We start from the raw sequence: 24,910 nt of genomic DNA, 5'->3' as shown, positions 1-24,910 counted from the left end.
TGGCGGTAAGTTATTTTCCCCCCTCCCGACGGGAGAGGGAGTCAACAATCAGCGGCGATTGTAACGCCTCCTTGCACAAACTGTTACCTGCCTGGGTCAAGTCCGCGGCGGTTCGGTACGCGCAAAGCTGGCGCGCTGGAACAGGGCATCCACCAGCTTTACCAGCTGCGGCCGGGTGGCGCACCAGCCGGGCGCTACCCGGCGAAAGTTCAGGTAGGCAATGGCGCAGGCCGTGGAAATGGTCGCCAGATTGACCTCGTCGCCGCGCAGCGTTCCGTCTGCCGCGCAGGCTTCCAGCCTGTCGAGACCGCGAGCCACTTTCTCCCGCTGACGAAGCAGCTCTTGCTCTGACTGCTGCGCGCCTGGGCGGGCTTTTTCGCGCACCAGTGCCTGGGCGGCCTCCATCACCCCATCCGCCAGCGCTTCAAGCTGACGCATCCTGAGAGCGGCTCTGGGGTCGGAGGGGAGCATCGGCGGCGCCACGCCCAGCAGCTCCAGATACTGGGCGATGACCGGAGAATCAAACCAGCACTCACCGTCGTCCGTCACCAGCGCCGGCACTTTGCCCAGCGGGTTATAGCGCGCCACGCCGTTGTCTTCGCTGTACGGGGATTCGTTGACAAACTCAAACGGGATGCGCTTTTCCAGCAGGATGACGGAGATTTTGCGCACAAAGGGACTGGTGTAGCTGCCGATCAGTTTCATAGCCTGCTCCTTATCGCCAACAAATTATCGCCAATAAAGATATGAGTATGGCTCAGGGCAGGGCAAAAGGCAGGTGAGCGTCCCGCTCAACCTGCCGCCGATCGCATTAATGATCGAGATAGAGGTAGTGCATCCAGCTGGTCATGCGCAGCAGCACTTTACGCATCACCGAGACGTGGGTGAAATGGTCGGAGTAGACCGCCACCTGCGCGTAGATGCCATCAGGCAGCGCATCAATTTCGGCATTAGGATCAAGCTCGATGGTCGCCAGCACGCCATCGCTGCCCGGCGTCACGGTCAGCGACTGTAACGCCCCCTGCGCCTGATAAGTTCCTCCCGGCACTACCGGTAAAATATCGACCAGTTTGCCGTGGAACACCTGCCCGGGCAGGGCGTTAAACACCGCTTCCGCGTCATCGCCTTTCTCCAGCCTCAGCAGGGAATTTTGCCGAAACTGGGCGACGATCAGCCGTTTTTGCTCCGGGATAAACACCATCACCGGACGCAGCGGCAGCGAGGCAGCGTAGGTCCCAGGGCGGATCAGCACCTGGGTGATATACCCATCGCTTGGCGCCCGCACGGTGGTCTGATCGAGATTATATTTCGCCTCCGCCAGCTGGGCGCGCAGGCTGGCCACTTGCGACTGCTCGCCGTTGATCATGCTGTCCAGCTGGCTCTGGATCTGCGCCTGCTCCGCCACCGACGCCTTGACCAGCGCGTCCTGGGCAAGGTAATTCTGCCTGGCGTTATCGATGTCGCTTTCCGAGAACGGGTTCACCCGCGCCTGGCTCCCTTTCAGGTAGCGCTGATAGTCCTTGTATAAGCGATCGCGTTCCGCCGACACGCGGGTGGTGTTGGCCTGGGCTTCAGAGAGCTGCGCTTTGAGGGTGTTAATACTGTGCAGCGCCGTCACCAGGTCGGCCTGCAGGCGGTCGACTCGCGCCTGATAGCGCGCCGGGTCAATCGTAAAAAGCACTTCGCCCTTTTTAACGCGCTGATTCGCTTTGTCAGTAACGCTGTTCACCACCCCGGTAACCTGCGGCGTAACAGGAATAGATATCACCGCCTTTTGCGCCAGAAACGTATACGGGTGGTTATAGTTCATTAATAAAATAAGCGCGCTAACAATAAATACGCCACCCAGCGCCGCGGTGGGTACCGTCCATTTATTTACCGGTATTTTGAAGATTTTAAATATCGACCAGGCGATGGCCACGTAGGTCAAAATTATCAACAGATCCATCGTTTATTTCTCCGCCGCAGAGGTGGACTGCGGCCGCTGGATGGCCGCCACCTGGTGTTCAAGGTCGCTCAGTCGTTGGCGAAGCTGTTGTATATCGGTCTCTTTTTCAGGTTCGTCAGGGGCCGTATTCGCCTTATGCTGCATGCCCCAGCCGCGCTCAGGCTGGTACAACGTGGCCCAAATCCATAAAAACGGCCAGATGACGTGGAGCGTAAAAAGGCTCACCCATCCGGCAACATGAATAGCATCCGAATGGGGGTGGTTGCGTTTTTTAGCAATCATATAGGGAATATCGTGAAGAATGATAATCCCATAAAAAATGACCAGAAAAACGAAGATCAGAACGCCCAGCGCAAAATAATTGAGAAACATAATTCCCTCGGCTTTACGCTAATAATTTATATGAATTTTATTCACGACCCACTGACATTCGGGCCGCTATTTTGAGCATAATTCACGCCTTTCATTTTTGCCATCCGGCGTAAAAAAGTTATTCGGCAGTTAAGGTTGCTTAGTTACAGAGCCATCTCGCCCTGGCCGCAAAACCGGGCCGAGATCACAGCGGCAAAAATCCACCGTGAAATTCTTTGTGATCAAAATCACAAACAAACAACAAAACCACGAAACAAAATTGTGACAAATATCACACAAAAAGGCAGATCAGCGGCTAAAAAGGCGCTGTGTTGTTTTTTTACACAGGAATTATGTGATCAGCATCACTACAAAAAGCGCTTTGCCCCCTATATTCATGTGATCCGTATCACACAAAAGGGCGCTGGCTGGACAGCTAAACGATTCAGTGCCAGATTTCGCACTATCAATCAGGGCCCGGCTACCTCTGCCGCCACATTAACAACAAACCTCGGGCTTTTAGCCTGCGCGATACGCAAAACAGAAGAAGGGGTGTTTTATGTCATCCGATATCAAGATCAAAGTGCAAAGCTTTGGTCGTTTCCTCAGCAATATGGTGATGCCGAATATCGGCGCGTTTATCGCGTGGGGTATCATCACTGCGCTTTTCATTCCGACAGGGTGGTTGCCAAACGAAACGCTGGCGAAGCTGGTCGGTCCGATGATCACCTACCTGCTGCCGCTGCTGATCGGTTACACCGGCGGTAAATTAGTCGGCGGCGAACGTGGCGGGGTGGTCGGGGCGATCACTACCATGGGCGTTATCGTCGGCGCGGATATGCCGATGTTCCTCGGCTCCATGATTGCCGGCCCGTTGGGTGGTTACTGCATCAAGAAATTCGATAACTGGGTAGATGGTAAGATCAAATCCGGTTTTGAAATGCTGGTGAATAACTTCTCCGCCGGCATCATCGGGATGATCCTCGCCATTCTGGCCTTCCTCGGCATCGGCCCGGCGGTTGAAGTTCTGTCAAAACTGCTCGCAGCTGGCGTGAACTTTATGGTGGCGCACGACATGCTGCCGCTGGCGTCTATCTTCGTGGAACCGGCAAAAATCCTGTTCCTCAATAACGCCATCAACCACGGTATCTTCTCACCGCTGGGTATTCAGCAGTCCCACGAGCTGGGCAAATCCATCTTCTTCCTGATTGAAGCTAACCCGGGTCCGGGGATGGGCGTTCTGCTGGCGTACATGTTCTTTGGTCGCGGCAGCGCAAAACAGTCTGCAGGCGGGGCAGCTATCATCCACTTCCTGGGGGGTATCCATGAAATCTACTTCCCGTACGTGCTGATGAACCCGCGTCTGATCCTGGCCGTTATTCTCGGCGGGATGACCGGTGTCTTCACCCTGACTATCCTCAACGGCGGTCTGGTCTCTCCGGCTTCCCCGGGCTCTATCCTGGCGGTGCTGGCGATGACGCCAAAAGGCGCCTACTTCGCTAACATTGCAGCGATTATCGCGGCGATGGCGGTCTCCTTCGTGGTCTCTGCAGTTCTGCTGAAGACCAGCAAAGTCAAAGAAGAAGACGATATCGAAGCCGCAACGCGTCGTATGCACGACATGAAAGCGGAATCCAAAGGCGCCAGCCCGCTGGCGGCCGGTAATGTCACCAACGACCTGAGCCATGTGCGTAAAATCATCGTCGCCTGCGACGCCGGTATGGGTTCCAGCGCCATGGGCGCAGGGGTGCTGCGCAAGAAAGTGCAGGATGCCGGGCTGAGCCAGATTTCGGTCACCAACAGCGCAATCAATAACCTGCCGCCGGATGTTGACCTGGTCATCACCCACCGCGACCTCACCGAGCGCGCCATGCGTCAGGTGCCGCAGGCGCAGCATATTTCGCTGACCAACTTCCTCGACAGCGGTCTGTACACCAGCCTGACCGAGCGTCTGGTCGCGGCGCAGCGCCACATCGACAACGAAGTCAAAGTCACCGATAGCCTGAAAGACAGCTTTGACGATACTAACAAAAACCTGTTCCAGCTGGGCGCGGATAACATCTTCCTCGGTCGCAAAGCGGCCACCAAAGAAGAAGCGATTCGCTTCGCCGGTGAACAGCTGGTGAAAGGCGGCTACGTCGAGCCGGAATATGTACAGGCGATGCTCGACCGCGAAAAACTGACCTCAACCTATCTCGGGGAGTCCATCGCGGTCCCGCACGGCACCATTGAAGCGAAAGATCGCGTGCTGAAAACCGGCGTTGTCTTCTGCCAGTACCCGGAAGGGGTGCGTTTCGGCGAAGATGAAGACGATGTTGCCCGCCTGGTGATCGGCATCGCCGCCCGCAATAACGAACACATCCACGTTATCACCAGCCTGACTAACGCACTGGATGATGAAACCGTGATTGAACGACTGGCGAAAACCACCAGCGTCGACGAGGTTTTGGCGCTGTTGAATAAATAACCACAACGTCCCTTCCCTCTCCCTTTGGGAGAGGGTTGCGGTGAGGGAAAAGCCTCACCCCAGCCCTCTCAGGTAAAAACATTAATTGAAGGTTAATACTATGAAAGCATTACATTTTGGCGCAGGTAATATCGGACGTGGCTTTATCGGTAAATTGCTGGCCGACGCGGGCATCGAACTGACGTTCGCCGATGTCAATCAGACCGTACTTGATGCCCTGAATGCCCGTCATAGCTATCAGGTTCACGTCGTCGGCGAAAATGAGCAGGTGGATACCGTCTCCGGCGTCAATGCCGTCAGCAGCATCGGCGATGAGGTGGTGGACCTGATCGCTGAGGTCGATCTGCTCACTACCGCCGTCGGCCCCGTCGTGCTCGAACGTATCGCCCCGGCGATCGCCAAAGGGCTGGCGAAGCGCAAAGCACAGGGCAGCGAACGCCCGCTGAACATTATCGCCTGCGAAAATATGGTGCGCGGCACCACGCAGTTAAAAGGCCACGTGTTTAACGCGCTGGCGGAAGAAGATAAAGCGTGGGTGGAAGCGCATATCGGCTTCGTCGACTCCGCCGTAGACCGTATCGTGCCGCCGTCAGCCTCCGCCACCAACGATCCGCTGGAAGTCACTGTGGAAACCTTCAGCGAATGGATTGTGGATAAAACCCAGTTTAAGGGCGAGCTGCCGAACATCCCGGGAATGGAATTAACCGATAACCTGATGGCATTTGTCGAACGCAAGCTATTCACCTTAAACACCGGGCATGCTATAACCGCCTACCTCGGGAAACTGGCGGGCCACCAGACGATTCGCGATGCGATCCTCGATGAGAGCATTCGTGCCGTCGTTAAAGGCGCGATGGAAGAGAGCGGCGCGGTGCTGATCAAACGCTACAGCTTTGATGCCCAGAAGCACGCAGCTTATATCCAGAAAATTTTGGGACGTTTCGAGAACCCGTACCTGAAAGACGATGTTGAGCGCGTTGGCCGTCAGCCGCTGCGCAAACTGAGCGCTGGCGACCGTTTAATTAAGCCGCTGTTGGGTACCCTGGAATACGGTCTGCCGCACCGCAACCTGGTGAAAGGGATTGCGGCGGCGATGCATTTCCGTAGCGAAGACGATCCGCAGGCGCAGGAGCTGGCGGCACTGATCGCTGACAAGGGGCCGCAGGCGGCGCTGGCGCAGATTTCCGGCCTGGACGCTGCAAGCGCTGTTGTCGCGGAGGCCGTTAGCGACTACAACGCGGTAAAATGATGTACAACCTGGCGCGACCGACGTCGCGCCCATTACGACTCCTGTCAGATATGCAGGCAATGATGGAAGAAACACAAGCATTTGAAAACCGTGTGCTTGAGCGTCTGAATGCTGGCAAAACCGTACGAAGCTTCCTGATCGCCACCGTCGAGCTGTTAACGGAAGCGGTCAATATTCTGGTGCTTCAGGTGTTCCGTAAAGACGACTACGCGGTGAAATACGCCGTCGAGCCCTTGCTGGAGGGCAGCGGGCCGCTCGGCGATCTCTCTGTACGCCTGAAGCTGATTTATGGCCTTGGGGTGATAAGTCGTGCCGAGTATGAAGACGCTGAACTGCTGATGGCCCTGCGCGAAGAGCTTAACCACGACGGCAATGAGTACAGCTTCACCGACGACGAAATTATCGGTCCGTTCGGCGAGCTGCACTGCGTCACCGCCCTGCCGCCAACGCCGCAGTTTGATGACAGCGATGCAGAACTGCTGGCAATGCAGAAGCTGCGTTACCAGCAGATGGTGCGCTCAACAATGGTGTTGTCCCTGACTGAGCTGATTTCACGAATCAGCTTAAAAAAAGCCTTCCAGAAATCAACGCTCTGATTCCGGCTCCGTCTGGTCGCAGGTCGGCCGGTAAAGCTGACGATAATATTCCAGACGCTGCAGAAACAACGCTTCCTTCTCCTGAGGGATGTCTCGCGGTACATGCTGCAGACGCGGAGACTTTTTCAAATACTCCATAAACGCCTGACTGGAAGCCATAAAATCAACCGCTTTGTCGATTAAACGTGGTACGCCGTCGCCGATCTTTGCCATCACGTCCTCCTCTTTGGGAATAATCTGATTAAGCATTAGCCAAATCACCGGCGCGGGTTAAGGAAAACGTGCTTATCTGCCGACAGGCTTCACAGAAATGAAATTAGACCAGATATTAGGAAGAATATTAATAAAATTCAAATTATTAGCCATGGATGATATTGCATTCTGCAGGCGCTAAACGGCGAATTTTTGATAAAAAGCTATCAACAATGACAGTCACAGCACATACTATAGGCGAATGAAGCCCCTTTATTAACAGATTAAGTCACCATGAAAGAAGTCGAAAAGAATGAAATCAAGCGTCTGAGCGATCGTCTCGACACCATCCGCCACCAGCAGGCCGAGCTGTCGCTGGTGGAAGCCGCCGACAAATACGCTGAGCTGGAAAAAGAAAAAGCGACCCTGGAAACGGAGATTGAGCGCCTGCGTTCCGTCCAGAGCCAGAAACTGAGCAAAGAGGCGCAGAAGCTGATGAGTCTGCCGTTCCGCCGCGCGATAACCAAAAAAGAGCAGGCCGATATGGGCAAACTGAAGAAAAGCGTCCGCGGTCTGGTAGTCGTTCATCCGATGACCGCTCTCGGCCGGGAAATGGGTCTCAAAGAGATGACCGGTTTCGCCCGCAGCGAATTCTGATCCCAACCCTCTCCGTGCGGAGAGGGCCATTCTGTCTTCACTCCCCCACGCTTTTATGCCCTGCCAGGCCGATTGGTCCAACCAATAATTTCATCAACCCCTCAGTAGTTCACAAATCCATCAAAACACATCACAAACACGTTGCTTAAGAGTAACATCTGGTTAACCATTCGTTGTCATCAACCCTGCTATCCCTAATTGGCCGGGCCAATTTTACCCAGCATGTGATCGGCAATGAGCGCAGACTCAGCCCTCCTGTCCTGGCGGCCCGATGGAGACCCTGCATGAATCTCTGGCAACAAAACTACGATCCCGCCGGTAATATCTGGTTATCCAGTCTTATCGCATCGCTACCGATTCTGTTTTTCTTTTTCGCGCTGATTAAGCTCAAACTGAAAGGCTACGTCGCTGCCACCTGGACCGTCGCTATCGCGCTGGCCGTCGCCTTGCTGTTCTATAAAATGCCGGTGGACCGCGCTTTAGCCTCGGTGGTCTATGGCTTCTTCTACGGCCTGTGGCCTATCGCGTGGATTATTATCGCCGCGGTCTTCGTCTATAAAATCTCAGTGAAGACCGGGCAGTTCGATATTATTCGCTCGTCGATCCTGTCGATTACGCCGGACCAGCGCCTGCAGATGCTGATCGTCGGTTTCTCCTTCGGCGCCTTTCTCGAAGGGGCGGCGGGTTTCGGCGCGCCAGTCGCCATTACCGCCGCGCTGCTGGTCGGTCTCGGGTTTAACCCGCTGTATGCCGCTGGCCTGTGCCTGATCGTTAACACCGCGCCGGTGGCCTTCGGCGCGATGGGCATCCCAATTCTGGTCGCCGGCCAGGTGACCGGTATCGACAGCTTCGCCATCGGCCAGATGGTGGGCCGTCAGCTGCCGTTCCTGACCATTATCGTCCTGTTCTGGATCATGGCTATCATGGACGGCTGGCGGGGCATTAAAGAGACCTGGCCGGCGGTGATGGTGGCAGGCGGTTCGTTCGCTATTGCCCAGTACCTTAGCTCTAACTTCCTTGGCCCGGAGCTGCCGGACATCATCTCGTCGCTGGTCTCCCTGGTCTGTCTGACCCTGTTCCTCAAACGCTGGCAGCCAGTGCGTATCTTCCGCTTTGGCGATATCGGCGCCGCACAGGTGGATATGACGCTGGCCCGCACTCGCTACACGGCGGGACAAGTGATCCGCGCCTGGTCGCCGTTCCTGTTCCTGACCGCCACCGTGACCCTGTGGAGCGTACCGCCGTTCAAAGCGCTGTTCGCACCGGGCGGCGCGATGTATGACTTCGTCATCAATATTTCGGTACCGTTCCTCGACAAGATGGTCGCCCGCATGCCGCCGGTGGTCAGCGCAGCGACCCCTTACGCTGCTATCTACAAATTCGACTGGCTGTCGGCGACCGGCACCGCCATTCTGTTCGCCGCCCTGCTGTCCATTGTCTGGCTGCGCATGAAGCCGAAAGACGCGCTGACCACCTTCGCCGGGACGCTGAAGGATCTGGCGCTGCCGATCTACTCTATCGGGATGGTGCTGGCGTTCGCCTTTATCTCTAACTACTCCGGGCTGTCGTCGACCCTGGCCCTGGCACTGGCCCATACCGGCCACGCGTTTACCTTCTTCTCGCCGTTCCTTGGCTGGCTGGGGGTATTCCTGACCGGTTCGGACACCTCGTCTAACGCCCTGTTCGCCGCGCTGCAGGCAACGGCGGCACAGCAGATTGGCGTCTCCGATATCCTGCTGGTCGCCGCCAATACCACCGGCGGCGTCACCGGCAAGATGATTTCCCCGCAGTCGATCGCCATCGCCTGCGCCGCGGTAGGCCTGGTGGGTAAAGAGTCGGATCTGTTCCGCTTTACCGTCAAACACAGCCTGATCTTCACCTGCATGGTGGGCCTGATCACCACGCTGCAGGCCTACGTTTTAACCTGGATGATCCCGTGATAGTGATGCCTAAACGCCTGGCCGACGACGTAGCGCGTCGCGTCCGGGCGCTGATTGAAGAACAACAGCTGGAGGCGGGCATGCGACTGCCCGCCGAGCGCCAGCTCGCCGCCCAGCTCGGCGTCTCGCGCAATTCCCTGCGCGAAGCGCTGGCGATGCTGGTCAATGAAGGTGTGCTGCTGAGCCGTCGCGGCGGCGGCACCTTCGTCCGCTGGCAGCATGAGCCATGGTCCGAGCAAAACATCGTCCAGCCGCTGAAGACGCTGCTGGCAGATGACCCGGACTACAGCTTCGATATCCTCGAAGCCCGTCACGCCATCGAAGCCAGCACCGCGTGGCACGCGGCGATGCGGGCCACCGACGCCGACAAAGAAAAAATTCGTCTGTGCTTTGAAGCCACTCAGAGTGAAGACCCGGATATCGCCTCGCAGGCGGACGTCCGCTTCCATCTGGCGATCGCTGAAGCCTCGCATAACGTGGTGCTGCTGCAAACCATGCGCGGCTTTTTCGAGCTTCTACAATCCTCGGTGAAGCAGAGCCGCCAGCGGATGTATCTGGTGCCGCCGGTGTTTGCCCGCCTGACCGAACAGCACCAGGCCGTTATGGAGGCTATTGTTGCCGGTGACGCCGAGGCGGCGCGCCAGGCGATGATGGGCCACTTAGGTTTTGTCCACGCCACCATTAAACGTTTTGATGAAGACCAGGCCCGCCAGGCGCGAATTACCCGCCTGCCCGGTGACCACAATGAAAATTCCAGGGAGAATTCGTGATGATTATTTCCGCCGCCAGCGACTATCGCGCCGCCGCCCAGCGTATCCTGCCGCCGTTTCTGTTCCACTATATCGACGGCGGCGCCTACGCCGAACATACCCTGCGCCGCAACGTCGAGGACCTTTCCGATGTCGCCTTGCGCCAGCGTATTTTGCGCAATATGTCGGACCTGAGCCTGGAAACCACGTTATTCAACGAAAAGCTGGCGATGCCGACGGCGCTGGCGCCGGTCGGGCTGTGCGGGATGTACGCCCGCCGCGGCGAAGTGCAGGCCGCTGGCGCCGCGGATGAGAAAGGCATTCCGTTCACCCTTTCTACCGTTTCCGTCTGCCCGATCGAAGAGGTCGCCCCGACCATCAAGCGCCCGATGTGGTTCCAGCTGTACGTCCTGCGCGACCGCGGCTTTATGCGCAATGCGCTGGAGCGCGCTAAAGCCGCAGGCTGCTCGACGCTGGTCTTTACCGTCGATATGCCCACCCCTGGCGCCCGTTATCGCGACGCCCATTCCGGCATGAGCGGCCCGAATGCCGCCCTGCGTCGCTACTGGCAGGCGGTCACTCATCCCCAGTGGGCGTGGGATGTCGGCCTCAACGGTCGCCCGCACGATCTGGGCAATATCTCCACCTATCTTGGCAAACCGACCGGGCTTGAGGATTACATCGGCTGGCTGGCGAATAACTTCGATCCGTCGATTTCATGGAAAGACCTCGAGTGGATCCGCGATTTCTGGGACGGCCCGATGGTGATCAAGGGGATCCTCGATCCGGAAGACGCCCGCGACGCGGTGCGCTTCGGCGCTGACGGTATTGTGGTTTCCAACCACGGCGGCCGCCAGCTCGATGGCGTGCTGTCCTCCGCCCGCGCCCTGCCCGCCATTGCCGACGCGGTGAAAGGCGACATTACTATTCTCGCCGACAGCGGCATCCGCAACGGTCTCGACGTGGTGCGGATGATCGCCCTTGGCGCCGACAGCGTGCTGCTGGGCCGCGCGTATCTGTACGCCCTGGCGACCCACGGTAAGCAAGGGGTGGCGAATCTGCTGAACCTGATCGAGAAAGAGATGAAAGTGGCGATGACCCTGACCGGGGCAAAAACCATCGCGGATATCAGCCGCGATTCGCTGGTGCAGAACGCGGAGGCGCTGCAGACCTTCGATGCGCTGAAGCAGCATAACGCGGCATAAGCTGCGCCGTTATGCTCTCTCCCCTCACCCTAACCCTCTCCCTCAGGGAGAGGGAACCGTCCGGCAGACAGATTAGCGGCGACGTTTCCCTGCCCCTCAGTCCACGAGAAGTATCGACGGATGGGTAAGCCCTTTACCCGCCTTCCTCCAGCGCCCGACCGGCGCCGGTTTTCCCCCTCTCCCTTTGGGAGAGGGCCGGGGTGAGGGTGTTCCCTTTACCAGCCCCCCAGCCCACCGACCGGCACCGGTTTTCCCCCTCTCCCTTTGGGAGAGGGCCGGGGTGAGGGTTGACCAAATATCTGCTATTCTGCCCCGCAATTAAGGGGGCAGTATGTTGAACATCGTCTTATTCGAACCAGAGATCCCGCCGAACACCGGCAATATTATTCGCCTGTGCGCCAACACCGGCTTCAATTTACATATCATTGAGCCAATGGGCTTTACCTGGGACGATAAGCGCCTGAGACGCGCCGGACTGGACTATCACGAGTTCACTGCCGTGCAGCGCCATGCGGATTACGCGGCGTTTCTCGCCAGCGCGCAGCCACAGCGGCTGTTCGCCCTGACCACCAAAGGCACACCGGCGCACAGCGCGGTGAGCTATCAGGATGGCGATTTCTTGATGTTTGGCCCGGAAACCCGCGGTCTGCCGGCCAGCATCCTCGATGCCCTGCCGCCGGAGCAGAAAATCCGTATTCCAATGATGCCGGACAGCCGCAGTATGAACCTGTCAAACGCGGTGTCGGTGGTGGTGTATGAAGCCTGGCGCCAGCTGGGATATCCAGGCGCGGTGTTGCGCAGCTAACCTGAGCGGTTCCCGGATTGCGGCGCGTTGCGCCTTATCCGGGCTACCTTTCTGGGCTTAACAACGGCAAGTGGCAATACATCAAATCCCGTCGCCGTACTCGAAGGTATGGTGGATGCCGTTGAAATGCTGATCCATATCCATCGCCGGCTTGTCGCTCTCCGGCTTGCCGACGATGCGCGCCGGTACGCCTGCGGCGGTGGTGTGCGGCGGCACCGGCTGCAATACCACCGAACCGGCGCCTATCTTCGCCCCGCGCCCGACTTCAATATTGCCGAGGATCTTCGCCCCGGCGCCAATCATCACGCCTTCGCGAATTTTCGGGTGACGGTCGCCGCTGGTTTTACCGGTCCCACCGAGAGTGACCGACTGCAGAATAGAGACATCATCTTCAATCACCGCCGTTTCACCGACCACAATGCCGGTGGCGTGGTCGAGCATGATCCCGCGGCCGATTTTCGCCGCCGGGTGAATATCCACCTGGAAGGAGACGGAGACCTGATTTTGCAGGAAAATCGCCAGCGCACGCCGGCCCTGAGTCCACAGCCAGTGGCCGATACGATACGCCTGCAGCGCATGGAAACCCTTCAGGTAGAGCAGCGGCGTGGAGTATTTATCCACCGCCGGGTCACGCGTACGCACCGCCTGAATATCGCAGGCGGCGGAGGCGATCATTTCCGGATCGGCGGCGTAGGCCTCTTCCACTACTTCACGAATGGCGATGGCCGGCATAATTGGGGAAGCCAGCTTGTTGGCCAGCATATAGCTCAGCGCACTGCCCAGATTTTCATGCTTGAGTAGCGTTGCGTGGTAAAAACTGGCGAGCATCGGCTCACAGTCAGCCAGAGCCCGGGCTTCGGCTTTAATATTATTCCAGACGATATCCAGTTCTTCACACGGCATTGCATACTCCAGGCGATATAGTAATGACCTGCCAGTTCTGCGCTGGCAGGGTCATTCAGGTGACAAAGGAAAGCTAATTGCTGCTGCGCTCGTCCTTGCGGGCGCGACCCAATAAGGTCAATGCTGCCTCGCGCGCAATTTTTCCGCAATACAATACCTGATAAATTTCCTCGGTTATTGGCATTTCGACACCTAAACGCTGTGCCAGAACGCGAACTTCCTTGGTATTGCGGTAGCCTTCAACCACCTGGCCAATCTTTTCCTGAGCGCTTTGCACGTCCATCCCCTGGCCGAGCATCATGCCGAAGCGGCGGTTACGGGACTGGTTGTCGGTGCAGGTAAGCACCAGGTCACCGAGGCCGGCCATGCCCATAAAGGTTTCCGGATCGGCGCCCAGCGCCGCGCCGAGACGGGACATTTCCACCAGGCCGCGGGTAATCAGCGCCGTACGCGCATTGGCGCCGAAGCCGATGCCGTCCGACATGCCCGCCCCGATGGCAATGACGTTTTTCACCGCGCCGCCGAGCTGCACGCCGATAAAGTCCGGGTTGATGTAGACGCGGAAGCTTTTGCCGCAGTGCAGCAGGTGCTGCAGATCCTCGGCAAACTGCGGATCCGTCGCCGCCAGCGAAATCGCCGTCGGCAGGCCGGCGGCCAGCTCTTTGGCGAAGGTTGGCCCGGAGATCACCGCCAGCGGGATGTCGTCGCCCAGCGCTTCACGCGCCACGTCCTGTAGCAGGCGGCCGGTTTCGGCCTCCAGTCCCTTGGTCGCCCACACCAGCCGCGCGTCGGGACGCATCAGCGGTTTAATCTGGCGTAACACCTGACCGAACACATGGCTTGGTACCACGACAAGGATGTCGCGGCTGGCGGCCAGCGCGGTGGCCAGGTCGCTTTCAAGATGCAGCGTGTCGGGGAAAGGCACATCGGGAAGGAACGCGGCGTTGCAGCGATCGTGTTGCAGCGTCGCGATATGTTTCGGGTCATGGCCCCACAGCACAACGTGGTGGCCATTTCTTGCCAGGGTAATGGCAAGAGCGGTGCCGTAAGAGCCGGCACCGATCACAGTCATTGCAGCATTAAGTGCGTTCATCAGGCATCCTGATGTTGTTCTGCACCTTCGCCAGCCTGCTGCTGCAGATAGTTCATAAACAGCGCGTCGAAGTTCACTGGCGCAAGGTTAAGTTGCGGGAAGGTACCGCGGGAAACCAGGCTGGTGATGCACTCGCGCGCGTACGGGAACAGAATGTTCGGGCAGTATGCGCCGAGGCAGTGCGCCATCTGGGTGCCTTCGATGCCGTCGATGGAGAAAATACCGCCCTGCTGTACTTCACAGAGGAACGCGGTTTCTTCGCCCAGCGAGGCGGTCACGGTCACACGCAGCACCACTTCATAAACGCCTTCAGCCAGCTGGGTGGAGGCGGTATCCAGATCAAGTTTAACTTCCGGCTGCCAGTCTTTCTGGAAAACTTGCGGTGCATTCGGCGCTTCAAAAGAGATATCTTTGGTATAGATACGCTGGATCTGGAAGGTCATTTCGGTGCTGTTTTGTTCTGACATAGTAAAACCCTTTCGTGTTGTCCTTAAATACGCGCTTCCGCCAGGGAAAGCGCGCAAAAATTAGCGCAAGAGGGGATCAAGTCCACCACGTGAATCAAGCGCATACAAGTCGTCACAGCCGCCAATGTGCTGCGCATCAATAAAAATCTGCGGAACCGTCGTCCGTCCGCTGCGCTGGATCATCTCCTCACGCTTTGCGGCATCGCCATCGATCGGCAACTCATGGAACGTTACGCCTTTGCTGTTCAGCAGCGCTTTCGCGCGGATGCAAAACGGGCAGGTCGCTTTGGTGTAGATCTCAATATTGGCCATGACTTCACTCCTGTTGTTACCCTGAGGGTTTTACGCCGCGGACTGAGCTTCCCCTCACGTCAGGCATGCAGGGGAAAACGCGGCGGCATCACCACGCGAGGTAAGTTATTTGCCGCGTACCAGAGGAAGGTTTTCGCCGCTCCAGCCTGCGATGCCCTCTTTCAGTACAAAGACTTTTTCAAACCCGGCTTTGTTCAGCGCGCTGGCGGGCTCTTGCGCCTGCATGCCGGAACCGTCTACCACAATAATGGGTTGCGATTTGTGTTTTTCCAACTCGCCGACGTTATTGGCTTTGATATCGCTGGGCAACAGGTTGATAGCACCGGCAATATGGCCTTTACGGAAATCGTCACGCTGACGCAGGTCGACCACCACCGCATCTTCTTTATTGATAAGACGCGTCGCTTCACCACGGGTGATGACTTTGACTTTCGACATCAGGCCCTTGAAGGTGGTGAACAGTACCGCACCCAGCAGCGCGATCCACGCGATGCTCAGGACCGGGTGACGGCCGATGAATTGCATAATTTCTTGCATGGGGGGTTACAACTCCCGACTAAGTGAGAAAAAAACCAGGAAAGGAGTATACCTGTGCCTTGCGGCAATTACAGCCAGTGAGCGCGATGTAATGTATTTTCTGCGGACGGCGGCGAAAAAAACCGTTCTCGCAGACGCCCTGTGGCCTGGCCGCTCCCTTTCTTTGATCTTTCACGGGGATTTAAACGATTCAGCTGTAGTAAAATTATGCAAAATTTCTGTCTTTGAGCATGAGGTTGTCGCAATGTCGGTTTCTAAAAAACCTATGGTACTGGTGATTCTGGATGGCTACGGCTATCGTGAAGAGCATCAGGATAACGCTATTTACAGCGCTAAAACGCCGGTAATGGACGCGCTGTGGGCCAAACGTCCGCATACCCTGATCGATGCATCCGGCCTCGAAGTCGGCCTGCCGGACCGTCAGATGGGCAACTCCGAAGTGGGCCACGTCAACCTGGGCGCCGGTCGTATCGTCTATCAGGACCTGACCCGTCTCGATGTGGAAATTAAAGAACGCACCTTCTTCGCCAACCCGGTACTCACCGCCGCGGTCGACAAAGCGGTTGCCGCCGGCAAAGCGGTCCACATCATGGGCCTGATGTCGCCGGGCGGCGTCCACAGCCACGAAGATCACATCATGGCGATGGTGGAGCTGGCGGCAGAGCGCGGCGCTGAGAAGATCTATCTCCACGCTTTCCTCGACGGTCGTGATACCCCGCCGCGCAGCGCGGAAAAAACGCTGGCAAAATTCGAAGCCAAATTTGCCGCGCTGGGCAAAGGCCGCATCGCGTCGCTCATCGGCCGCTATTACGCCATGGACCGCGACAACCGCTGGGACCGCGTTGAACAGGCCTATGACCTGCTGACCCTGGCCAAAGGCGAATTCCAGGCCGATACCGCCGTCGCCGGTCTGCAGGCCGCCTACGCCCGTGACGAAAACGACGAGTTCGTGAAAGCGACCGTTATCCGCGCAGCCGGCCAGGCCGATGCCGCGATGGAAGACGGCGACGCGCTGATCTTCATGAACTTCCGTGCTGACCGCGCGCGTGAAATCACCCGCGCCTTCGTCAATGCTGACTTCGACGGCTTCGCGCGTAAGAAAGTGGTTAATCTCGATTTCGTGATGCTCACCGAATACGCCGCCGACATCAAAGTCGCCTGCGCTTATCCGCCAGCCTCGCTGGCCAACACCTTCGGCGAGTGGATGGCGAAGCACGATAAAACCCAGCTGCGCATCTCCGAAACCGAGAAATACGCTCACGTCACCTTCTTCTTCAACGGCGGCGTAGAAGAGCCGTTTAAAGGCGAAGAGCGGATCCTGATTAACTCGCCGAAAGTGGCGACCTACGATCTGCAGCCGGAAATGAGCTCCGCCGAGCTGACCGAGAAACTGGTTGCGGCCATCAAGGGCGGCAAATACGACACCATCATCTGTAACTACCCGAACGGCGACATGGTTGGCCATACCGGGGTGATGGAAGCGGCAGTGAAAGCGGTTGAAGCGCTGGATCACTGCATCGACCAGGTCGCTCAGGCGGTGGAATCCGTTGGCGGCCAGCTGCTGATCACTGCCGACCACGGCAACGCCGAGCAGATGCGCGACCCGGCTACCGGCCAGGCGCATACCGCGCACACCAACCTGCCGGTTCCGCTGATCTACGTCGGTAATAAAGCGGTTAAAGCGGTCAACGGCGGTAAACTTTCCGACATCGCCCCGACCATGCTGTCGCTGATGGGAATGGAAATCCCGCAAGAGATGACTGGCAAGCCGCTGTTCATCGTGGAATAATCCTTCCCCATGAGGGGAAAGGCGACGTATTCAACTACATGGATCGCAACGGCAGTTCGATCCGTCCTTTACGCCAGCGCGCTCAGCGCTGGCGTATTGCTGTGCGCGTCATCTGCTCACGCCGACGATCGCGATCAGCTAAAGTCTATTCAGGCCGATATCGCCGCGAAGCAGCGGGCGATTAAGCAACAGCAGCAGCAGCGCGCGAGCCTGCTTGCCCAGCTCAAAGCGCAGGAAGAGGCGATCGCCGCCGCAACCCGCAAACTCCGCGAAACCCAGGATACCCTGAACCAGCTCAATAAGCAGATTGACGAGATGAACGCCACGCTCGCAAAGCTGGAGCGCCAGCGCGCGTCTCAGGAGCGTAATCTCGCCGCGCAGCTCGATGCCGCGTTCCGTCAGGGGCCACACACCGGTATCCAGATGGTGCTCAGCGGTGAAGAAGGTCAGCGCAACCAGCGGATGCAGGTCTATTTCAGCTACTTCAACCAGGCCCGTCAGGAGACCATCGCGGAGCTGAAGAAAACGCGTGAAGAGATGGCGGTCCAGAAGTCGATGCTCGAAGAGAAGCAGAGCCAACAGCAGACGCTGGTCTACGAGCAAAAAGCCCAGCAGGCGAAGCTGGAGCAAGCACGTAACGAACGGAAAAAGACCCTTTCCGGACTCGAGTCCTCCATTCAGCAGGGTCAGCAACAGCTAAGCGAAATGCGGGCTAACGAATCGCGCCTACGCGGTCGTATTGCCCAGGCGGAAGCTGCCGCCAAAGCCCGCGCCGATCGGGAAGCACGCGACGCGCAGGCGGTGCGCGACCGCCAGCAGGAAGCGTCGCGCAAAGGCACCACCTATAAACCAACGGAAAGCGAGCGTTCGCTGATGTCACGCACCGGCGGGCTGGGCTCGCCGCGCGGTCAGGCATTCTGGCCGGTTCGCGGTCCTCTCCTTCATCGATATGGCGAACAGCTGCAAGGTGAACTACGTTGGAAAGGGATGGTTATCGCCGCGTCTGAAGGCACCGAAGTCAGAGCCATTGCCGATGGTCGGGTCATTCTGGCCGACTGGCTGCAGGGTTATGGTCTGGTGGTGGTGGTCGAACATGGCAAAGGCGACATGAGCCTGTATGGCTATAACCAAAGCGCGCTGGTCAGCGTCGGTACGCAGGTTCGTGCCGGCCAGCCTATCGCGCTCGTAGGCAGCAGCGGCGGTCAGGGCCGTCCGTCGCTCTATTTCGAAATTCGCCGCCAGGGTCAGGCGGTCAATCCACAGCCGTGGTTGGGAAGATAAGTTTTGCTTCAATTTCGCGCAATTGCTCTTGCCGTAGCCGGTTCGCTGGCTCTGGCGGCGCCAGCGTTCGCTGGCAAACTCTCCATCGTTATTGACGATTTCGGCTACCGCCCGCAAACCGAGAATCAGGTACTGGCGCTGCCATCCACTATCTCCGTCGCCGTGCTGCCGAACGCGCCGCACGCCCGGGAAATGGCCACTAAAGCGCATAATCTGGGCCATGAAGTGCTCATTCATCTGCCGATGGCGCCACTCAGCAAACAGCCGCTGGAAAAAGACACCCTGCGTCCTGAGATGAGCAGCGAGGAGATCGAGCGCATCATTCGCGAGGCCTACGGCAAAGTCCCCTACGCCGTCGGGCTGAATAACCATATGGGCAGCGCGATGACCTCCAACCTGTTTGGCATGCAGAAGGTGATGCAGGCCCTGGAGCGCTACAATCTCTATTTTCTCGACAGCGTCACCATCGGCAACACCCAGGCCATGCGCGCCGCCCAGGGCACCGGCGTAAAGGTGATTAAGCGCAAGGTATTTCTTGACGATACGCAGAACGAAGCCGATATCCGTAACCAGTTCAATCGCGCTGTCGCGCTGGCGCGACGCAACGGCTCGGCGATTGCTATTGGCCATCCGCATCCGACGACGGTGCGGGTGCTGCAGCAGATGGTCTATAACCTGCCGTCGGATATCACGCTGGTGCGCCCGAGCAGCCTGCTGAACGAGCCGCAGGTCGACAACTCGACGCCCAACTACGCTCAGCCGCCTGCGCAACAAACGCTGCCAGTGCAGCGGAAACCGCGTAATCCGTTCCATGGCGTGAAGTATTGCAAGCCGAAGCATCCACTGGAGCCCGTAAACGCCAGCCGCTTCTTCACTATCCTCAGCGACAGCATCAGCCAGAGCGCGCTGGTCCAGTACTATCGCCTCAAATGGCAGGGTTGGGACAATCCCGGCAACTAGACCACTCAGGGGTCCGTTCGTTTTTGCGCGACGGGCGCCTGATTATCTTCGTGGGCGTACCACGCCTTAAAATATTTGAGAAAGCTGTAAAACGTGGCGTACAGCCCGGTGACCACGCCGACCTTGCCATAGCGCCACGCTCCGCTAAACAGATACCACTTAAAGAAAGCGCCAATGGCGCTGACGATCCCCCGCGTCAGCGAAGGTTTGATCTGCTGGTACTTCACCAGCCGGGTGGTATAGCTGTTCAGCTTATTAAACACTTCATGCAGCGAAAAAAAGGTGTCATGGCGAACGAAGCCCGGCAATTTAACGGAGCGCGCGTGGCCGACCACCTGGTCATCCACCGGCCGGTCGTTAAAACGCGCCTGCTGGCGGTTGAAGAGGCGCACCGGGTAATCCGGCGAGGAAATGGGGTAGATCGTCCGCACCTGTTTGCCAAGCACAAACCAGTAGCGCGGCAGACGCCAGGCACAGGTTGGGTCGGGCTCCTCCCCCGCTTTTAGCGCCTGAATGGCCGCCACCACGTCATTATCAAGAATTTCGTCGCTGTCCATGCACAGCACCCAGTCATGGCTGGCCAGCCCGATAGCATAGTTCATCTGCGCGCCGTGAGCTTTGTAGGCATGGTGATGGACGGTAAGACCAAACTGCTGACAAATAGAGACTGTGTCGTCTGTACTGCCGGAATCGACAACGATACATTCATCGGCCACCTTCAGCAAAGGCGGGAGCACCTCCCTGAGCAGGCGTGCAGAGTTACAGGTTAGTAAGCATACGGAGAGTTTAAGCATGATAGTTACAAAGTTAAACTGAGACTAAACACACTGTATAAGCGAATAACCGGAAAATCGATGTAGAAATTGTGCGCTTAATATTAAGCAGGCTAAAAATGTTATCCAAATCTAAATTAAGGCGCCCGCAGGCGCCTTTTGGGCTCATTTTTACGACAGCACCAGGGGATTATTCCCAGCTCAATACCACTTTTCCGGACTGGCCGGATCGCATCGCATCGAAGCCCTTCTGGAAGTCGTCAATGCCGAAGCGGTGGGTAATGATCGGCGAAAGGTCGAGGCCAGACTGGATCAGCGCCGCCATCTTGTACCAGGTTTCGAACATTTCGCGACCATAGATACCTTTAATAAACAGCCCCTTGAAGATGACCTTGGTCCAGTCGATGGACATATCCGACGGTGGGATACCCAGCATCGCAATACGGCCGCCGTGGTTCATGGTATCGAGCATGCTGCGAAACGCCGGCGGCGCACCGGACATTTCCAGACCCACATCGAAACCTTCGGTCATGCCCAGCTCAGCCATCACGTCGTTGAGACTCTCTTTGGCCACGTTCACCGCGCGGGTGACGCCCATTTTGCGCGCCAGCTCCAGACGGTACTCGTTGACGTCGGTGATCACCACATTACGCGCGCCGACATGTTTCGCCACCGCCGCCGCCATCACGCCGATCGGGCCGGCGCCGGAGACCAGCACATCTTCCCCCACCAGATCGAAGGAGAGCGCGGTGTGCACGGCGTTGCCGAACGGGTCGAAAATAGACGCCAGACCATCAGAGATATTGTCGGGAATCTTAAAGGCGTTAAAGGCCGGGATCACCAGATACTCAGCAAAGCAGCCAGGGCGGTTGACGCCCACGCCGATGGTGTTGCGGCACAGGTGGGTGCGGCCTGCGCGGCAGTTGCGGCAGTGGCCACAGGTAATATGCCCTTCACCGGAGACGCGGTCGCCAATCTTAAAGCCGCGCACTTCCTGACCAATCCCGACCACTTCGCCGACATATTCGTGACCGACCACCATCGGCACCGGAATGGTCTTCTGCGACCACTCATCCCAGTTGTAGATGTGCACGTCGGTCCCGCAAATGGCGGTCTTGCGGATTTTAATCAGCAGATCGTTATGGCCGACTTCCGGTTCCGGTACGTCGGTCATCCAGATGCCTTCTTCCGCTTTCAGTTTGGATAACGCTTTCATCTCACACCCTTATTAGGCGATGACGCCCAGTTGTTTGCCGATGCGGGTAAAGGCTTCCACCGCACGCTCAATTTGTTCAGGGGTATGCGCCGCCGACATTTGGGTGCGAATACGCGCCTGGCCTTTCGGTACCACCGGATAGAAGAAGCCGGTGACATAAATCCCTTCTTTTTGCAGCTCGCGGGCAAAGTTCTGCGCCACCACCGCTTCACCCAGCATCACCGGAATGATGGCATGGTCGGCGCCCGCCAGCGTGAAGCCTGCCGCGGTCATTTTTTCGCGGAACAGACGCGCGTTAGCCCACAGGCGATCGCGCAGGTCTGCCCCCTCTTCGACCATCTCCAGCACTTTGATGGAGGCGGCCACGATGGCCGGCGCCAGAGAGTTGGAGAAGAGATACGGGCGGGAGCGCTGACGCAGCCACTCGACCACCTCTTTGCGCGCGGCGGTGTAGCCGCCAGAGGCGCCGCCCAGCGCTTTACCGAGGGTGCCGGTGATGATGTCGACGCGCCCCATCACGTCGCAGTATTCGTGGGAGCCGCGGCCGTTTTCGCCGACGAAGCCGACGGCGTGGGAGTCATCGACCATTACCAGCGCATCGTATTTGTCCGCCAGATCACACACGCCTTTCAGGTTGGCGATCACGCCGTCCATGGAGAAGACGCCATCGGTAGCAATCAGCACGTGGCGCGCGCCGGCTTCGCGGGCTTCTTTCAGACGCGCTTCCAGCTCCTGCATGTCGTTGTTGGCATAGCGGAAGCGCTTCGCTTTACACAGGCGCACGCCGTCGATGATCGAAGCATGGTTCAGGGCGTCGGAGATAATGGCATCCTCCGGCCCAAGCAGGGTTTCAAACAGGCCGCCGTTGGCGTCGAAACAGGAGGAGTAGAGGATCGCGTCTTCCATACCGAGGAAATCGGCCAGCTTCTTCTCCAGCTGCTTGTGCGTATCCTGAGTGCCGCAGATAAAGCGGACGGAGGCCATCCCGAAACCGTGGCTGTCCATGCCGGATTTCGCCGCGGCAATCAGTTCCGGGTGGTTCGCCAGGCCCAGATAGTTATTGGCGCAGAAGTTAATCACGTGGCTGTCGCCGACGGTAATATCCGCCTGCTGCGCCGAGGTGATGATGCGCTCTTCTTTAAACAAACCTTCGGCCCGAGCGGTCTCCAGATTGCTAGTTAACTGTTTGTAGAAATCACCACGCATTGCAACTCTCCAGATTCGGCAAAATTTGGCACATATTACCCAAAGCTATACGCTGATACGAGATGATGCAGGCCTGAATGAATTATTTGCAGCATAAATCACGTCAGCCCAGCACCTTATTCTGCGAATGGCTGTAGGCTTGCTCATGTGGTGATATGATATGAGCATTCATGTCCGGATTGTCTCCGGGCTCCCAACTTCAAAGGTACAGTTATGATCATCGTAACCGGCGGCGCAGGCTTTATCGGCAGCAACATCGTTAAAGCGCTGAATGACAAAGGGATTACCGACATTCTGGTTGTCGACAATCTGAAAGACGGCACCAAGTTTGTGAACCTGGTTGACCTGAACATCGCTGACTACATGGATAAAGAAGATTTTCTGATCCAGATTATGGCGGGCGAAGAGTTCGGCGACATCGACGCTATCTTCCACGAAGGCGCGTGCTCTTCCACCACAGAGTGGGACGGCAAGTACATGATGGACAACAACTATCAGTACTCCAAAGAGCTGCTGCACTACTGCCTGGAGCGCGAAATTCCGTTCCTGTACGCCTCTTCAGCGGCCACCTACGGCGGACGCACCAGCGACTTCATCGAATCTCGCGAGTACGAACAGCCGCTGAACGTCTACGGCTACTCCAAATTCCTGTTCGACGAATACGTGCGCCAGATCCTGCCGGAAGCCAATTCGCAGATTGTCGGCTTCCGCTACTTCAACGTCTACGGGCCGCGTGAAGGCCATAAAGGCAGCATGGCGAGCGTGGCTTTCCACCTCAATACCCAGCTGAATAATGGCGAAAGTCCGAAACTGTTCGAAGGCAGCGACGGCTTCAAGCGCGACTTCGTTTACGTGGGCGACGTAGCTGACGTCAATCTGTGGTTCTGGGAAAACGGCGTTTCCGGCATCTTCAACCTTGGCACCGGCCGCGCGGAATCCTTCCAGGCCGTCGCCGATGCGACCCTGGCATACCACAAAAAAGGCAGCATCGAGTACATCCCGTTCCCGGACAAACTGAAAGGCCGCTACCAGGCGTTCACGCAGGCGGATCTGACTAACTTGCGCAAAGCGGGCTATGACAAACCGTTCAAAACCGTTGCCGAAGGCGTAACGGAATATATGGCCTGGCTCAACCGCGACGCGTAAGAAACAAGCATGAAAATATTGGTGATAGGCCCGTCTTGGGTGGGCGACATGATGATGTCGCAAAGTCTTTATCGTACGCTCAGGGCGCGCTATCCCCAGGCGATTATTGACGTGATGGCGCCAGCCTGGTGCCGTCCGTTGCTATCGCGCATGCCGGAAGTGAACGAAGCGATCCCGATGCCGCTGGGCCACGGCGCGCTGGCTATCGGTGAACGCCGCAAGCTCGGCCATAGCCTGCGCGAGCGTCGCTACGATCGCGCTTACGTGCTGCCGAACTCGTTTAAATCGGCATTAGTCCCCTTCTTTGCCAACATCCCGCTGCGCACCGGCTGGCGCGGCGAGATGCGCTACGGGTTGCTCAACGACGCCCGGGTGCTGGATAAAGACGCCTGGCCGTTGATGGTGGAACGCTACGTGGCGCTGGCCTATGACAACGGCGTCATGCGCTGCGCCAAAGATCTGCCGCAACCTCTGCTATGGCCGCAGCTGCAGGTCAACGATGGCGAAAAATCACAGACCTGCAGCGCCTTTAATCTGTCGAACGACCGGCCGATCATCGGCTTCTGTCCCGGCGCGGAGTTCGGCCCGGCCAAACGCTGGCCGCACTATCACTATGCTGCGCTGGCGAAAAAGCTCATCGACGATGGCTATCAGATTGCGTTATTCGGCTCGGCAAAAGATAACGAGGCCGGCAAAGAGATCATCGCCGCGCTCAGCAGCGAGCAGCAGGCCTGGTGCCGCAACCTGGCGGGTGAAACCCAGCTGGAGCAGGCGGTCATTCTGATCGCCGCCTGTCAGGCCGTGGTCAGCAACGACTCGGGACTGATGCACGTTGCCGCGGCGCTGGACCGTCCGCTGGTGGCGCTGTATGGCCCCAGCAGCCCGGACTTTACCCCTCCGCTGTCACATAAAGCGCGGGTGATCCGTCTGATTACCGGCTACCACAAAGTGCGCAAAGGCGATGCCGCCGAAGGTTATCATCAGAGCCTGATCGACATTACGCCAGAACGCGTCCTGCAGGAGCTGAATGCGCTATTGACGGAAAAAACCGGGCACGAGGAAGCATAG

General features: G+C 57.7%; 25 protein-coding genes. 13 read left to right on the top strand and 12 right to left on the bottom strand.

Annotated features, from left to right (window positions below; translation table 11 throughout):
• Positions 1–96: 96 nt before the first annotated feature.
• The 3 genes from ACKLKD_RS19965 to ACKLKD_RS19955 all read right to left on the bottom strand — a co-directional run bounded on the left by ACKLKD_RS19965 (position 97) and on the right by ACKLKD_RS19955 (position 2,320).
• The gene (locus ACKLKD_RS19965; RefSeq protein ID WP_080897617.1) at positions 97–705 is read right to left on the bottom strand and encodes a glutathione S-transferase; all 609 of its coding nucleotides are present in this window, start codon (positions 703–705) and stop codon (positions 97–99) included.
• 106 nt (positions 706–811) lie between these two features.
• Complete coding sequence (locus ACKLKD_RS19960; protein ID WP_080897618.1) at positions 812–1,948, bottom strand: HlyD family secretion protein; 1,137 nt, start codon at positions 1,946–1,948, stop codon at positions 812–814.
• 3 nt (positions 1,949–1,951) lie between these two features.
• Positions 1,952–2,320 carry a DUF3302 domain-containing protein gene (locus ACKLKD_RS19955; RefSeq protein ID WP_087804727.1) on the bottom strand — a complete coding sequence of 123 codons (369 nt, stop codon included), beginning with the start codon at positions 2,318–2,320 and terminating at the stop codon, positions 1,952–1,954.
• 538 nt (positions 2,321–2,858) lie between these two features.
• Between ACKLKD_RS19955 and mtlA the strand changes: the two genes are divergently transcribed.
• From mtlA to mtlR, 3 genes are all read left to right on the top strand, one after another.
• The gene (gene mtlA / locus ACKLKD_RS19950; protein WP_025712161.1) at positions 2,859–4,766 is read left to right on the top strand and encodes a PTS mannitol transporter subunit IICBA; all 1,908 of its coding nucleotides are present in this window, start codon (positions 2,859–2,861) and stop codon (positions 4,764–4,766) included.
• 100 nt (positions 4,767–4,866) lie between these two features.
• Positions 4,867–6,015, top strand: coding sequence for a mannitol-1-phosphate 5-dehydrogenase (gene mtlD, locus ACKLKD_RS19945; protein ID WP_025712162.1), 1,149 nt, complete (start codon positions 4,867–4,869; stop codon positions 6,013–6,015).
• Positions 6,015–6,611, top strand: a complete 597-nt coding sequence (gene mtlR, locus ACKLKD_RS19940; protein WP_025712163.1) for a mannitol operon repressor MtlR — start codon at positions 6,015–6,017, stop codon at positions 6,609–6,611. Before mtlD ends, mtlR begins: the two co-directional genes overlap by 1 nt.
• Here mtlR and ACKLKD_RS19935 read toward each other — a convergent pair.
• Positions 6,600–6,824, bottom strand: a complete 225-nt coding sequence (locus ACKLKD_RS19935) for a hypothetical protein (RefSeq protein ID WP_025712164.1) — start codon at positions 6,822–6,824, stop codon at positions 6,600–6,602. The two genes, mtlR and ACKLKD_RS19935, sit on opposite strands and share 12 nt — an antisense overlap.
• Before the next feature lie 273 nt (positions 6,825–7,097).
• On the opposite strand from ACKLKD_RS19935, the gene ACKLKD_RS19930 reads away from it, so the two are divergent.
• The 5 genes from ACKLKD_RS19930 (at position 7,098) to trmL (ending at position 12,159) form a co-directional block, all read left to right on the top strand.
• The gene (locus tag ACKLKD_RS19930) at positions 7,098–7,460 is read left to right on the top strand and encodes a YibL family ribosome-associated protein (RefSeq protein ID WP_025712165.1); all 363 of its coding nucleotides are present in this window, start codon (positions 7,098–7,100) and stop codon (positions 7,458–7,460) included.
• A 284-nt stretch (positions 7,461–7,744) separates the two neighbouring features.
• Positions 7,745–9,400, top strand: coding sequence for an L-lactate permease (gene lldP, locus ACKLKD_RS19925; protein ID WP_025712166.1), 1,656 nt, complete (start codon positions 7,745–7,747; stop codon positions 9,398–9,400).
• A complete protein-coding gene (lldR, locus tag ACKLKD_RS19920) occupies positions 9,397–10,170 on the top strand; it encodes a transcriptional regulator LldR (RefSeq protein WP_025712167.1) in 774 nt (257 codons plus the stop codon). Before lldP ends, lldR begins: the two co-directional genes overlap by 4 nt.
• Entirely contained in the window at positions 10,170–11,354 is a 1,185-nt protein-coding gene (lldD, locus tag ACKLKD_RS19915) for an FMN-dependent L-lactate dehydrogenase LldD (RefSeq protein WP_025712168.1), read from the top strand. The genes lldR and lldD overlap by 1 nt, the downstream gene beginning before the upstream one ends.
• Before the next feature lie 331 nt (positions 11,355–11,685).
• A complete protein-coding gene (gene trmL, locus ACKLKD_RS19910) occupies positions 11,686–12,159 on the top strand; it encodes a tRNA (uridine(34)/cytosine(34)/5-carboxymethylaminomethyluridine(34)-2'-O)-methyltransferase TrmL (RefSeq protein ID WP_016161951.1) in 474 nt (157 codons plus the stop codon).
• Positions 12,160–12,240: 81 nt separating this feature from the next.
• Here trmL and cysE read toward each other — a convergent pair whose 3' ends face one another.
• From cysE to ACKLKD_RS19885, 5 genes are all read right to left on the bottom strand, one after another.
• Positions 12,241–13,062, bottom strand: coding sequence for a serine O-acetyltransferase (gene cysE / locus ACKLKD_RS19905; protein ID WP_002922426.1), 822 nt, complete (start codon positions 13,060–13,062; stop codon positions 12,241–12,243).
• Between the two features lie 73 nt (positions 13,063–13,135).
• The gene (gene gpsA / locus ACKLKD_RS19900; protein ID WP_004205045.1) at positions 13,136–14,155 is read right to left on the bottom strand and encodes an NAD(P)H-dependent glycerol-3-phosphate dehydrogenase; all 1,020 of its coding nucleotides are present in this window, start codon (positions 14,153–14,155) and stop codon (positions 13,136–13,138) included.
• Positions 14,155–14,622 carry a protein-export chaperone SecB gene (gene secB, locus ACKLKD_RS19895; protein ID WP_023291349.1) on the bottom strand — a complete coding sequence of 156 codons (468 nt, stop codon included), beginning with the start codon at positions 14,620–14,622 and terminating at the stop codon, positions 14,155–14,157. Before secB ends, gpsA begins: the two co-directional genes overlap by 1 nt.
• Positions 14,623–14,682: 60 nt before the next feature.
• On the bottom strand, positions 14,683–14,934 hold the full coding sequence (grxC, locus tag ACKLKD_RS19890; RefSeq protein ID WP_002922429.1) for a glutaredoxin 3: 252 nt from the start codon (positions 14,932–14,934) through the stop codon (positions 14,683–14,685).
• Between the two features lie 105 nt (positions 14,935–15,039).
• Positions 15,040–15,471, bottom strand: coding sequence for a rhodanese-like domain-containing protein (locus ACKLKD_RS19885; RefSeq protein WP_023291350.1), 432 nt, complete (start codon positions 15,469–15,471; stop codon positions 15,040–15,042).
• A gap of 244 nt (positions 15,472–15,715) precedes the next feature.
• Here ACKLKD_RS19885 and gpmM point away from each other — a divergent pair, with 244 nt between their 5' ends.
• The 3 genes from gpmM to ACKLKD_RS19870 are packed head-to-tail and all read left to right on the top strand — an operon-like array spanning position 15,716 to position 19,501.
• Positions 15,716–17,260: a 2,3-bisphosphoglycerate-independent phosphoglycerate mutase gene (gene gpmM / locus ACKLKD_RS19880; protein WP_025712171.1), complete on the top strand. Its 1,545-nt coding sequence runs from the start codon at positions 15,716–15,718 to the stop codon at positions 17,258–17,260.
• Between the two features lie 9 nt (positions 17,261–17,269).
• Positions 17,270–18,541: a murein hydrolase activator EnvC gene (gene envC, locus ACKLKD_RS19875; RefSeq protein ID WP_025712172.1), complete on the top strand. Its 1,272-nt coding sequence runs from the start codon at positions 17,270–17,272 to the stop codon at positions 18,539–18,541.
• Between the two features lie 3 nt (positions 18,542–18,544).
• Positions 18,545–19,501 carry a divergent polysaccharide deacetylase family protein gene (locus tag ACKLKD_RS19870; protein ID WP_025712174.1) on the top strand — a complete coding sequence of 319 codons (957 nt, stop codon included), beginning with the start codon at positions 18,545–18,547 and terminating at the stop codon, positions 19,499–19,501.
• Between the two features lie 5 nt (positions 19,502–19,506).
• Here the strand turns inward: ACKLKD_RS19870 and ACKLKD_RS19865 are convergent, their stop codons facing one another.
• The 3 genes from ACKLKD_RS19865 to kbl all read right to left on the bottom strand — a co-directional run bounded on the left by ACKLKD_RS19865 (position 19,507) and on the right by kbl (position 22,696).
• Positions 19,507–20,295, bottom strand: coding sequence for a glycosyltransferase family 2 protein (locus tag ACKLKD_RS19865; RefSeq protein ID WP_025712175.1), 789 nt, complete (start codon positions 20,293–20,295; stop codon positions 19,507–19,509).
• A 169-nt stretch (positions 20,296–20,464) separates the two neighbouring features.
• Positions 20,465–21,490 carry an L-threonine 3-dehydrogenase gene (gene tdh, locus ACKLKD_RS19860; protein WP_087804729.1) on the bottom strand — a complete coding sequence of 342 codons (1,026 nt, stop codon included), beginning with the start codon at positions 21,488–21,490 and terminating at the stop codon, positions 20,465–20,467.
• Between the two features lie 12 nt (positions 21,491–21,502).
• Positions 21,503–22,696 carry a glycine C-acetyltransferase gene (kbl, locus tag ACKLKD_RS19855; protein WP_012967063.1) on the bottom strand — a complete coding sequence of 398 codons (1,194 nt, stop codon included), beginning with the start codon at positions 22,694–22,696 and terminating at the stop codon, positions 21,503–21,505.
• A gap of 213 nt (positions 22,697–22,909) precedes the next feature.
• Between kbl and rfaD the strand changes: the two genes are divergently transcribed.
• On the top strand, positions 22,910–23,842 hold the full coding sequence (gene rfaD / locus ACKLKD_RS19850) for an ADP-glyceromanno-heptose 6-epimerase (protein WP_023291355.1): 933 nt from the start codon (positions 22,910–22,912) through the stop codon (positions 23,840–23,842).
• A 9-nt stretch (positions 23,843–23,851) separates the two neighbouring features.
• A complete protein-coding gene (rfaF, locus tag ACKLKD_RS19845) occupies positions 23,852–24,910 on the top strand; it encodes an ADP-heptose--LPS heptosyltransferase RfaF (protein WP_080897620.1) in 1,059 nt (352 codons plus the stop codon).

The sequence above is a fragment of the Klebsiella sp. 10982 genome, from assembly GCF_048589245.1.
GTDB classification, from domain to species: domain Bacteria; phylum Pseudomonadota; class Gammaproteobacteria; order Enterobacterales; family Enterobacteriaceae; genus Klebsiella; species Klebsiella quasivariicola.
This window is presented reverse-complemented; position numbering and strand designations above follow the sequence as displayed.